Annotated in this window: 8 protein-coding genes and 1 pseudogene; 5 read left to right on the top strand and 4 right to left on the bottom strand. The window is 72.1% G+C overall.

Going from position 1 to position 11,446, the window contains the following annotated elements; genetic code table 11:
- Positions 1–1,213, bottom strand: a 1,213-nt coding sequence (locus GTW40_RS28795) for a DUF6716 putative glycosyltransferase (RefSeq protein WP_161183068.1), incomplete at its 3' end; no start/stop codon positions are given.
- 198 nt (positions 1,214–1,411) lie between these two features.
- Between GTW40_RS28795 and GTW40_RS28790 the strand changes: the two genes are divergently transcribed.
- The 3 genes from GTW40_RS28790 to GTW40_RS28780 all read left to right on the top strand — a co-directional run bounded on the left by GTW40_RS28790 (position 1,412) and on the right by GTW40_RS28780 (position 6,576).
- On the top strand, positions 1,412–2,389 hold the full coding sequence (locus GTW40_RS28790; protein WP_161183067.1) for a glycosyltransferase family 2 protein: 978 nt from the start codon (positions 1,412–1,414) through the stop codon (positions 2,387–2,389).
- Positions 2,386–3,723 (top strand): polysialyltransferase family glycosyltransferase, encoded by a 1,338-nt coding sequence (locus tag GTW40_RS28785; RefSeq protein ID WP_161183066.1) that lies wholly within the window; start codon positions 2,386–2,388, stop codon positions 3,721–3,723. The genes GTW40_RS28790 and GTW40_RS28785 overlap by 4 nt, the downstream gene beginning before the upstream one ends.
- A gap of 207 nt (positions 3,724–3,930) precedes the next feature.
- The gene (locus GTW40_RS28780) at positions 3,931–6,576 is read left to right on the top strand and encodes a glycosyltransferase family 4 protein (RefSeq protein ID WP_161183065.1); all 2,646 of its coding nucleotides are present in this window, start codon (positions 3,931–3,933) and stop codon (positions 6,574–6,576) included.
- A gap of 94 nt (positions 6,577–6,670) precedes the next feature.
- Here the strand turns inward: GTW40_RS28780 and GTW40_RS28775 are convergent, their stop codons facing one another.
- A complete protein-coding gene (locus GTW40_RS28775; protein ID WP_161183064.1) occupies positions 6,671–7,321 on the bottom strand; it encodes a TetR/AcrR family transcriptional regulator C-terminal domain-containing protein in 651 nt (216 codons plus the stop codon).
- A gap of 79 nt (positions 7,322–7,400) precedes the next feature.
- Between GTW40_RS28775 and GTW40_RS28770 the strand changes: the two genes are divergently transcribed.
- Positions 7,401–8,792 carry an FAD-dependent monooxygenase gene (locus tag GTW40_RS28770; protein ID WP_161183063.1) on the top strand — a complete coding sequence of 464 codons (1,392 nt, stop codon included), beginning with the start codon at positions 7,401–7,403 and terminating at the stop codon, positions 8,790–8,792.
- Between the two features lie 22 nt (positions 8,793–8,814).
- On the opposite strand, the gene leuE is transcribed toward GTW40_RS28770, so the two are convergent.
- Together leuE and GTW40_RS28760 are read right to left on the bottom strand one after the other, a co-directional pair.
- Positions 8,815–9,468 carry a leucine efflux protein LeuE gene (gene leuE / locus GTW40_RS28765; protein WP_161183062.1) on the bottom strand — a complete coding sequence of 218 codons (654 nt, stop codon included), beginning with the start codon at positions 9,466–9,468 and terminating at the stop codon, positions 8,815–8,817.
- A gap of 81 nt (positions 9,469–9,549) precedes the next feature.
- Complete coding sequence (locus tag GTW40_RS28760; protein WP_161183061.1) at positions 9,550–11,130, bottom strand: methylmalonyl-CoA mutase family protein; 1,581 nt, start codon at positions 11,128–11,130, stop codon at positions 9,550–9,552.
- A gap of 75 nt (positions 11,131–11,205) precedes the next feature.
- On the opposite strand from GTW40_RS28760, the pseudogene GTW40_RS28755 reads away from it, so the two are divergent.
- Positions 11,206–11,446: pseudogene (locus GTW40_RS28755) on the top strand (hypothetical protein); the annotation flags it as partial.

Here is an 11,446-nt window from a genome sequence, read left to right as displayed (position 1 = left end):
CGGGCGCGCCGGGCAGCGGGGCGCCGTCGGGGCCGAGGTGGTGGCGGGCGAGGATGCCGGGGAGGTAGCCGGGGGCGGTCTCGGCCGTGTAGTACGGGTCGAGCGGCGGCAGGCTTCCGGGCCTGGTCAGCAGGGCGGCGATGCGCTCGCGGGCGGTGTCGAAGGCGGCCTCGTAGGAGCCTCCCCCAGAGGGGGTGCCCCCAGACACGACTCCCTGCCGGGCGACCCATGCCGGATCGGGCTTCGGCAGCTCCCCCGCGTCGATCCGGTCCCAGGAGGTCAGGCACCCGGAGCCGGTGAAGTGGTGGTTGCCGAGCGCCTCGCGCACCCCGAGGTCGGTGAGTACGGCCGTCGGGACACGCCGGTGCAGCGACTCCAGGGCGGCGGTGGAGCTGACCGTGACCAGCAGGTCGGTGCGGTCGAGCACCTCGCCCATGTGCCCGTACACCAGGCGGAAGTTGGCGGGCGGGTCCATTCCCCGGACCAGCTTCTGGTACGGCAGCTCCTCGATGTGCGTGGTGTGCTCGCCGGGCTTGGAGCGCAGCTTGAGCAGCACCTCGCGGCCGGGGTGGCGGCGGGCGTGCCCGATCAGCCGGGAGAGCAGATAGGCGCGGTCCGCGCGGCTGGCGGGCACCGACGGCTGGGCGGCGAACACGACGGTGAACGGCTCGTGTTGACCGGTGTACGGCGCCCCGTCGAGGAACGGCAGCGCGACCTCGGTCACCGCCGAGGCGTCCGCGCCGACCCCCTCGTACACGTCCCGGAACCGCTCCGCGTCGTGCGCCGAGTTGGCCAGCACCAGATCGGCGCCGTGCCGCAGCAGCAGCCCGTCGGCGAGCTTCTCGTAGACGACACCGACGTACCCGGTGACGACCACGGGACGCGGTCCGCTCCCCCAGGCGTGCCGCAGCCCGTGCAGCATCGCCTGCACACCCCCGCCGACCAGCGCGAGCACGAGCACGTCGTAGCGCTCCTCGGCCATGCCGCGCACGAACTCCACGGCCGTCACCTCGCGCAGGCTGTCCGCGTGGGCGCCGGTCTCCTGGAGCTGGCGTGCGGTCGGCGTGGCCCGGCCGCGCAGGAGGAAGCCGTCGAGCCGGATCTCGACGCCGGCGGGAGCGAGGCGTCGCGCGGTGAGCGCGCCCCATTTCCATCGGGTGTCGGAATCCGCGAGGACGGCGATCCTCAGGGGTTCGGTGGTGATTGCTGGCACGCCGCAGACGCTAGGAAGCCATTTCGAGGTGCGGCCCAACCGGAATGCAACAAACGGTTAACAGCACATCGACGGACGGTCATTCGGTGCGCGTTCGGGGTGGAATCCAGTTCGGTTCACGGCATCGCCAGGCTTCGTTCACCTGATATCCCACCGCTCTTCAGGGCGAATGCCGGGCCGCCGCCTAACGTCTCGCGGGTGGTCAAGCTCTCGGTCATCGTGCCGTTCTACAACGTGCGGCAATACGCGCCCGACACTCTGAGGAGTCTGCGTGCCAACGCACGCGACGACTTCGAGTTCCTTCTCGTCGACGACTGTTCCCGTGACGGGACGGCGGACATACTCGCGCGCGCGGAGCGCGAACTGCCGGGCGCGGTGCTGCTCACGCACGAGCGGAACCAGGGTCTGGCGACCGCGCGCAACACCGGCATCGACGCCGCGCGCGGCGAGTACGTCACCTTCCTGGACGGCGACGACTGGCTGGCGCCCGGCTACTACGAGCGGCTGGTGGCCGACGTGGAGCGCCTCGGCTGCGACTTCGTGCGCACGGACCACGTCCAGTGCACGGGCCGTGTCCGTACGGTGCACCGGGTGCCGCACGGGCGGCGCGGTGTCGTGTTGCGGCCGCGCGACGCGATCCTGCCCGCCGACCGGACCACGTCCGTCGACTACGCCTACGCCTGGGCGGGCGTCTATCACCGCCGTCTCGTCGACCGCGGCCTGCTGCACTTCACCGACAGCCTGCGCACGGCCGAGGACCGCCCCTGGATCTGGAAGCTGCACCGCGAGGCGGAGTCCTTCGCGGTGGTCTCCCGCCTCGGCGTCTTCTACCGGCGCGGGGTGGCCTCGTCCCTGACCCAGATCGGGGACGTGCGGCAGCTGGACTTCGTCCGGGCCTTCGACCAGGTGGTGGAGGAGACCGCGCGGGACGCGGACGCGGCCCTGCTGCTGCCGAAGGCCGTGCGCACCTACTGCGCGATCATCGCCCACCATCTGGGCTCCGTCGAAAGGTTCGAGCCCGCCGTGGCGAAGAAGCTGAAATCCATGAGTGCCGCCGCGCTGCGCCGGATGCCGCAGGACGTGCTGGGCGACGCCCTGGACTCCATGGACCTCGACCGCGCCACGCTGCTGCGCCGGCTGCGCCGCCGCCCCGCCGCCCTGGGAGCCGCCGCGTGAGCACCCAGATCTTCCAGGCGTCCACCCTCTACGGCGCGGCCACGCTCGCCGCCGCCCTGGACGCGGGCTGCTTCGCGGACGCCGACCGGCGCATCCTGCTGGTCTGCAACAACGCCGCGACGCCCGAGACGATGCCGGGTCTGGACCAGATGCCGGGCTTCGAGCGGCTGCGCGACCGGTTCGACGAGGTGGTCTCGTACAACGCGGCGATCTTCCCCTTCCACCCCGGCGTCTGGGCCCCGCGCCCCGAGGACCTGCCGCTGTGGGAGCGGTATCTGCGCCACGAGTGGCAACTGGGCCATGAAGACGTGGAGTTGGCGGTCGAGTCGATCCAGGTCAACCCGTCACTCGCGCTCGCCCAGATCCTGCACGGCGCGCCCGTCACCGTCTACGCCGACGGCCTGATGAGCTACGGCCCCACCCGCAACAAGATCGACCCGCTGGTCGGCACCCGTATCGACCGGCTGCTCCACCTGGACCTGGTGCCGGGCCTGAAGCCCCTGCTGCTCACCGAGTTCGGGGTGCCCCCGGAGACCGTTCCGACGGCGGCCTTCCTCAAGGTGCTCAGCGAACTCGCCACGGACGACACGGACTTGCCCGAGATCCCCGGCGAACCCGCCCTGCTGCTCGGCCAGTACCTCTCCGCACTCGGCATCCTCACCGCCGAGCAGGAGGAGGAGCTGCATGTGCGGATGCTGCGCGGCGCCGTCGAACTCGGACACACCGCAGTGGTGTTCAAGCCCCACCCCACCGCGCCCGCCCGCCATGTGCGCACTCTGGAGGAGGAGGCGGAGCGGCTCGGGGTGCGCCTCACCGTGCTGGACACCCCCGTCCTCGCCGAGGTGCTGTACCAGCGGCTGCGGCCCGCGCTGGTCGTCGGCTGCTTCTCCACCGCGCTGCTCACCGCCGCCGAGCTGTACGGCCTCCCGGTCGCCCGGGTCGGCACCGGCACCCTGCTGGAGCGGCTGAACCCGTACGAGAACAGCAACCGCGTCCCGGTGGCCGTCGTGGACGCGCTGCTGCCGGACCTCGCGGACCGGGACGCGGTCCTCGCCGGGCGGCGGGGCAGGTCCGCGGCGGCGCTGGGCGAGCTGGTGCGCGCGGTGGGGTTCACCATGCAGCCGAAGATCCTGCACCGGCTGCGCGGGGAGACCGAGCGCTATCTGGCCGGTCACCTGGACGCGGGCACCCTGCGCTATTTCCGGCGCAAGCGGCTGACCTCCCTGGCGCTGCCCGGCGGTGTGCCCGGCCGGCTCGCGTTCCTGCCGCGCAACGCCACGGTCCGCCGTATGGCCCGTAAAGCGCGACACCTGCGCAAAGCCGTACGCCGCTGACGGGTGCCGTACGCCGCTGACGCGGGGCCTACGCCGCCGACCGTTCACCGGGAATTTCCCCGGGATTCCCCCTCCGGGGAAAAGAGGTCGTATTTCATTCAAGAAGAGGGCACCTCTGTTTCTTTCGCGCTCACGTCCTGACCGGAGCGCCGTCATTTCCCGGATTCCTTCGCTTCTCCCCAGTATTCGGAGTGGACTGATACATCCATGCGTATCGCTGTGTTTGCCGAGAACCGCAACGGCGTGGGACTCGCCGCCGAGATCATGCGGGCCCCGGGTGCCGAAGCCCACTCCTTCCACCTGGTCACGGCCGACCGTGACGGGGACGTCGCCGGATGGATCGAGGAGGAGGCGGCCGCCCGCCTCGACGGCCTCGCGGTGCGCAACCTCTTCGTGGTGGACGAGCCGCTGAGCGACGCCGAGTTCCTGGAGGAACTGGGCCACCGCATACGGGCGTTCGTGGCGGAGGAGGGCATCGACCGGCTGGTGTTCTTCAACGACCAGTCGCAGCGCGGCCGCCGGGTCGCGGGCGCCCTCGGGCGCACCCTGCCGCTGGTCCTGGTGCAGGACGGGCACCTGGACTTCCGGTTCAAGCGGACCGACGCCGGGCTCCACGACCAGAACTGGTACTACGGCTCGTCCCGCCCCGCCGCCGTCTGCGTCTGGGGTCCGGCCACCGCCCAGCACCTGCTGTTCCGCTCGGCGGACGCCGATGTGCCGGTGCATCTGACCGGCGCCCTCGGGCACAGCGACGACCCGGTGCTGCTGCGCGCGGCCCGCTCCACCACCCACCGGCACGCCAAGGACCCCGGCGAGCCGCTGCGCATGGTGGTCCTGGACCAGCCGCTGGGCGACCAGAAGAAGCTCTCCCGCGCCGACCACCGCGCCCAGCTCACCGAACTCTGCGCGGAACTGGCCAGGTTCGGCTCCGTGGAGATCAAGCCCCACCCCTCGACCCTGCGCGGACACCTCGACTGGCTGCACACGCTGCCCGACGTGACGGTCCTGGACGAGAAGGCCCTGCTCGACGCCGAGGCGCTGGACGGCTACGACCTCGCGGTGACGTTCTTCTCCACGACCTACCTCCAGACCCTGCGCGCGGGCACGCCGCTGATCCTCTTCAGCCCGCCCCCGCTCAACATCGTCTTCCCGACGGTCAACCACCCGCTGCTGCGCAACGTCGGCACGGTCGGGGAGCTGACGGACGTCGTCGCCGACCTCCAGCGCTCGGGCAAGTTCGCGGCCAATGTGCACGGCGAGCCCGTCGAGCACTTCATCGGCTTCCACGAGGACGTGCCCGAGCGCGTCCTCACCATCGTCGAGGAAGCCGCCGTCCCGGCCGAGCGGCCCGCCCCTCGCTGGACCTCCGCCGAGACGGACGAGGACACGCTGCCGCGCGCCGAGCGGGCGCTGCGCGACGTACGGCGGCGCATGGAGCGGCCGCGCTCCCTCGCGGTGCTGGGCCTCGGCTTCTCCTACGTCACCGGTGTGGCGATCCCCGTCCTCACCTACACCCAGGCGCTGCTCGCGCAGAGCCCGGTCGACGTGCGCTACTTCGACCTCGGCGCCTACACCCGTGCCGAGGACGTCATGGGCGACCTCGCGGACGTGGAGGTCGTGCTCGTCAACAGCCTGGCGCCGTTCTGGCGTTCGCCGCTGGCGTGCGAGCTGGTGCGGGCGCTGAAGGACGCGGGCAAGTCGGTGGCGCTGTACGCCCACGAGACCGAGTACGTCATGAACTTCGAGGGCGGCGAGCACACCCTGCGCCACCAGGAGCTGCTCGCACTGCTGCCCGGCCTGAAGGTGCTGTGCGTGTCCACCGCGCAGGCCGACATGTTCCGCCAGCTCGGGGTGATCGACCCGGTGGTGGTCTACAACACCGTCCCGCGCGACACCCACCGCGAGCGGGCCCGCCGTACGCCCGGCGAGCGGCCGCGCATCGTCATGGTCGGCTCGATGCAGGACCGCAAGGGCCTCGACCTGTTCTCCCGGGTCGCGGAACTGGCGTACGCCCAGGGTCTGCCGTGGCGGTTCACCTGGATCGGGCACAGGACGTGGCGGATCGGCACGTCCACGCTGCTGTCGGACCGGGTGGAGTGGATGGGCGCGCTCTCCCGCGACCGGGTGCGCGAGGAACTCGCCGCCTCCGACGTGTTCTTCCTGTCCAGCGTGGACGACCCGATGCCGCTGTCGGTGGTGGAGGCGGTGCAGCAACGGCTGCGCACGGTCACCTATCACCGGGTCGGCTCCCGTGAGGTGCTGGAGGGCGTGCCGGGCTACCGCTCGTTCGCCGAGTACACCCCGGAGGCCGCGCTGGAGGCGCTGCGCCGGGTGCTGGACGAGGAGATCTCGGAGAGCCAGTACCAGGACGTGGAGGAGCTGTTCGACATCCCGGGCTTCACCGCCCGGATGACGACGGCGCTGGGGCTTCCGGGCCCGGGCGACGAGGCGCACCGGGACGGGGAGCCGGAGGAGGGCGAGGAGAGCCCGTTCGCCGCGCTGCTCGCCCGGCGCGGCAGCTTCCTCGCCGAGGACTTCACCCGCCACTTCCAGGCGGGGCGGCACGACGACGCGCTGCGCGTGGGCACCGAGATACTGCGCCGCAGACAGCCGGTGGACGTCCTGGTCGGCATGGCCGAGATACGGGCGCGGCGCAACCAGCCGGCCGAGGCGTGCCGTCTGCTGGCGGCGGCGGCCATGGCGGGCGGCGACCGCGGCCGGGTGTGGGCGGAGGTCGCGCGCGTCGCGAACCTGCTCGGCGCCCGGGGCAGGGCCATACGGCAGCTCGCCCGCAAGGAGTCGGTGCGCATCCAGCTCGGCAACCGCTCGTCCCGGCTGCTGAAGTCGGAGTAGATCGTTCCGCTGTGGTGGGGAGGTGGCCGGGGGGGGGCTCACCCCGGCCGCCTCCACGGCGTATACCGGGGCCGGGCCCTCACTTACCGGGCCCTCACTTCAGGCCGTACCGCGCCCCGATCCCCGCCACGATCAGCTGCAGGCCCTCCTCGAACTGGGCGTCGTAGTCGTCGAAGAGCAGGCTGCCCGCCTCGGCGGCGAGGGGGAACTCGGCGAGTCTGCGGGCGCGTTCCTCGATGTCGTAGCCCTCGCGGAGCTCGCCGGGCAGTGGGCGTACGCCCTGTTCCTCCGTAACGAAGCCGATCGTGTACATGTTCGCGGTGCGGGCCGCGTTGACCGCCTGGGCCAGGGTGAAACCGGCGGCGGTGAAGACGCGGAGGTGGGACTCCATCGCGCTTCCGTGCTCGGTGCCGGTGAAGCGGGAGCCGCTGAAGACCTTGGCGCCGTCGCGGTAGGCGAGGAGGGCGGCGCGCAGGCCGCGGTTGGTGCGGAGGAGCCGTTCCTGCCAGGTGTCGGCGGGGTCGAGGGCGACACCGGTCGCCATGCGCCGGTACATCTCGGTCGCCATCTCGTCGAGCAGGGCCTGCTTGTCCTTGAAGTGCCAGTAGAGCGCGGGGGCCTTGACGTCCAGTTCCCGGGCGATGGCGCGCAGGGTCAGACCGTCCAGGCCGGTCTCGTTCAGCAGCCTGAGTGCCGTGTCCGCGACCCGTCGGCGGTCGAGGGGGGCGCGTCGTTCCGTGCTCACGGGGAACAGCTTGACACCTTAACGCCGTTAAGGGCACTCTGGTGAGCGGCCGCACTTAACGACGTTAAGGAGATATGCCGTGAATGCCCTGGTGGATGTGCTGATCGTGGGGGCCGGGCCGACCGGGCTCACCCTCGGGGTCGACCTGGCCCGGCGCGGGGTGGACGCGCTGGTCGTGGAGCGGGCGGCGACGCTCTTCCCCGGCTCGCGCGGCAAGGGGCTCCAGCCGCGCACCATGGAGGTCTTCGACGACCTCGGCGTGCTCGACGCGATCCGCGCGAGCGGCGGCCCGTATCCGCCGCGCGTGATCTGGAAGGACGGCGAACAGATCGGCGCGGCGCCCATGTTCGATCCCGTGGAGCCGGACGAGGGCGCGCCGTACACCGAGCCCTGGATGGTCCCCCAGTGGCGCACGCAGGAGATCCTCGCCGCGCGCCTGGCCGAACTGGGCGGCACGGTCGTCTTCGGGCGCGAGCTGACGGACCTCGCGCAGGACACGGAGGGCGTCACGGCGTACTTCGCGGACGGTACGGAGATCCGCGCGCGGTATCTGGTCGCGGCCGACGGCGGCCGCTCGGCGGTACGGCGCGCGGTGGGCATCGGCATGACCGGCGAGAGGGTGGACCCGAGCCCGTTCGTGGTGGCCGACGTGCGGGTGCGCGGGCTCGGCCGGGAGCACTGGCACACCTTCCCGGGCGAGGACGGCACCGGCATGATGCTCTGCCCGCTCGCCGGGACGGACGACTTCCAGCTCGCGGCGAAGCTCCCCGAGGACACCGCGCCCGACCCGACCCTGGACGGCATCCGCAAGCTGGTCGGCGCGTACACCCACCTCGCCCCCGAGGACGTCACCGAACTGCACTGGGCCTCCGAGTTCCGGCCGAGGGCCGCCCTCGCGGACCGCTTCCGCGCGGGCCGGGTCTTCCTCGCCGGAGACGCCGCCCACGTCCACTCCCCGGCGGGCGGACAGGGCCTGAACACCAGCGTCCAGGACGCCTACAACCTGGGCTGGAAGCTGGGCGCGGTCCTCCGCGACGGCGCCCCCGAGTCCCTGCTCGACACCTACGAGACCGAGCGCCGCGCCAACGCCGCCGCCATGCTCGACCTCTCCACCGGCGTCCACCGCGGCGAGGTCCGGCGCGGCAGGGCCACGGTCCAACTCGGCCTCGGCTACCCGGACTCCACCCTCACCGAGGACGCCCGCCGGAACCCCTCCGGCATCCTCGCGGGCGACCGCGCACCCGACGGCCGCGTGGACGGCGTACGCCTCTTCGACACCTTCCGGGGCCCGCACTGGACCCTGCTCGGCGCCCCCGCCCCGCACGACGGCATCCGCTCACTCCCGACGGCCCCCGCCTCCTACGGCCCCGGCGTCTTCCTCGTCCGGCCCGACGGCTACCTGGGCTGGGCGGGCGACTCGGCCGAGGGGATCGGGGACTACCTCACCCGCGTCGGCCGGGCCGGGTCCTAGAGGTCCTGGAGGGAGACACCCCCTAGACGGTGGACGCCAGCGACAGCTTCACCGCGAAGCCGAGGAACAGCACCCCCGCCGCCGAAGTGGCCGTCGCCGACAGCCGCTTGCGGCGGCGGAAGGCGGCGGCGAGGCGGGTGCCGCCGAATATAAGCGCCGTGAGGTAGAGGAAGCTGAACGCCTGGGCGAAGGCGCCGAGGACGACGAAGGACAGTGCCGGGTAGGCGTAACCGGGGTCGACGAACTGAACGAAGAAGGCGACGAAGAACAGGATCGCCTTCGGGTTGAACAGGCTCACCACGAGCGCCCGCCGGAACGGCCGTTCATCCGTCGCACCCTGCTCGCCCGCCTCCGCCACGGCGGCCTCACGCCGCGTCCGCCACAGCTGCCACGCGGCCCGCATCATCCCGATCGCGAGCCAGGTCAGATATCCGGCACCGGCGTACTTCACGATCCCGAACAGCACCGCGTTCGCCTGGAGCAGCGAGGCCACACCGGCCGCCGAGAGCGTCATCAACACGGTGTCGCCACACCACACACCGGCGGCGGCCGTATAGCCCGCACGCACACCCCGGCGGGCGGCCACGGAGAGCACGTACAGGGAGTTGGGACCGGGCAGCAGCACGATCAGGACGAGCCCTGCCAGATAGGTGGGGAGATCGATGACGCCGAACATGCAGGGAGTGTCGCACGGGCCACTGACAGCGCCTATGGCGCGGGTCCCAGCAGGCCAGGACGGCACACCGCACCACGGCGCTCAGAAGCTTTCCCCCGGCTGATACGTCCCCCACACCCCCCGCAGCACGTCGCACACCTCCCCCACCGTCGCCCGCTCCCGCAGCGCCCGCTTCATCGGCGGGAGGACGTTGTCCGTGCCCCGCGCCGCCTCCCGCAGCGCGCTCAGCGCCGACTCCACCGCACCCGTGTCACGCGACGCGCGCAGCCGCGCCAGCCGTTCCCGTTGCCGGGTCTCGATGCCCGGGTCCAGGCGGAGCGGGACGTACGGTTCCTCCTCGTCCAGGCGGAAGCGGTTGACGCCGACGACCACGCGCTCGCCCTCCTCCGTCTCGCGGGCGATCCGGTAGGCGTTGCGCTCGATCTCGCCCTTCTGGAAGCCCTGTTCGACGGCGGCGACCGCGCCGCCCAACTCGGCGATACGGTCCATCAGTTCCAGCGCGGCCGCCTCCAGGTCGTCGGTCAGGGACTCGACGGCGTAGGAACCCGCGAAGGGGTCCACCGTCGCGGGCACGTCCGTCTCGTACGCCAGGACCTGCTGGGTGCGCAGGGCGAGGCGGGCGCTCTTGTCGGTGGGCAGGGCGATGGCCTCGTCGAAGGCGTTGGTGTGGAGGGACTGGGTGCCGCCGAGGACGGCCGCGAGCGCCTGGACGGCGACCCGGACGAGGTTCACCTCCGGCTGCTGGGCGGTGAGTTGGACCCCGGCGGTCTGGGTGTGGAAGCGCAGCATCCACGACTTCGGATCGCGCGCGCCGAACTCCTCGCGCATCACCCGCGCCCAAATCCGGCGCGCGGCGCGGAACTTGGCGACCTCCTCCAGGAGCGTGGAGCGCGCCACGAAGAAGAAGGAGAGGCGGGGCGCGAACGCGTCCACGTCCATGCCCGCCGCGAGCGCGGTGCGGACGTACGCGATGCCGTCCGCCAGCGTGAACGCGACCTCCTGCGCGGGCGAGGCACCCGCCTCCGCCATGTGGTAGCCGGAGATGGAGATCGTGTTCCAGCGCGGGAGTTCGTCCGCGCAGTACGCGAAGAGGTCGGCGGTCAGCCGGAGCGAGGGGCGGGGCGGGAAGATGTACGTACCGCGCGCGATGTACTCCTTCAGCACGTCGTTCTGGACCGTGCCGGTCAGCCGCTCGCCGGGGATGCCCCGCTCCTCGGCCACCAGTTGGTAGAGGAGGAGCAGCGCGGCCGCCGGGGCGTTGATCGTCATGGAGGTGGAGACGCGGTCGAGTGGGATGCCGTCGAACAGCTCCCGCATGTCCTCGACGGAGTCCACCGCCACGCCCACCCGGCCGACCTCGCCGTGCGCGAGGGGCGCGTCGGAGTCGTAACCCATCTGGGTCGGCAGGTCGAAGGCGACGGACAGGCCGGTGGTGCCGTGGGCGATCAGCTCGCGGTAGCGGGCGTTGGACTCGGCGGCGGTGCCGAAACCGGCGTACTGGCGCATCGTCCAGGGGCGGCCGGTGTACATGGTCGGATAGACACCCCGGGTGTACGGGTACGCGCCGGGCTCGCCCAGCCGCTCGGCCGGGTCCCAGTCCGCGAGGTCGCCGGGGCCGTACACCGGCTCGATGGGCCGTCCCGACTCCGTGTGCCGCGCCATGGCCGCCTCCGGGGGTGTCCGCGTTTCCCCCCGTCGTGTAGTTCAACGCGGGGCGCGCGGGGAAGCATCCCGGGCATGAGGATTCGGGGCAGTGCCGGTGAGGGGGCTCCGCGCACGAGGATTCCGGGGAGAACCGCCGTCGTACTCGCCTCGGCCGCCGCCCTCGCCGCGCTCTGCGGCTGCACGGTGACGCCTCCGGACGGCGCCGACGGCAAGCACCGCTCGCCGCTGCACATCGAGGTGCCGTCGGGCACTCCGGCGGCCACGCCTCGCACCCGAACGCCCCGCGCCCCGACGCCCGCCACCCCCGCCGCCC

It is taken from the genome of Streptomyces sp. SID4985, assembly GCF_009863025.1.
Taxonomy (GTDB): domain Bacteria; phylum Actinomycetota; class Actinomycetes; order Streptomycetales; family Streptomycetaceae; genus Streptomyces.
The sequence above is the reverse complement of the archived record's forward strand: the minus strand, read 5'-3'. Positions and strand labels throughout refer to the sequence as shown.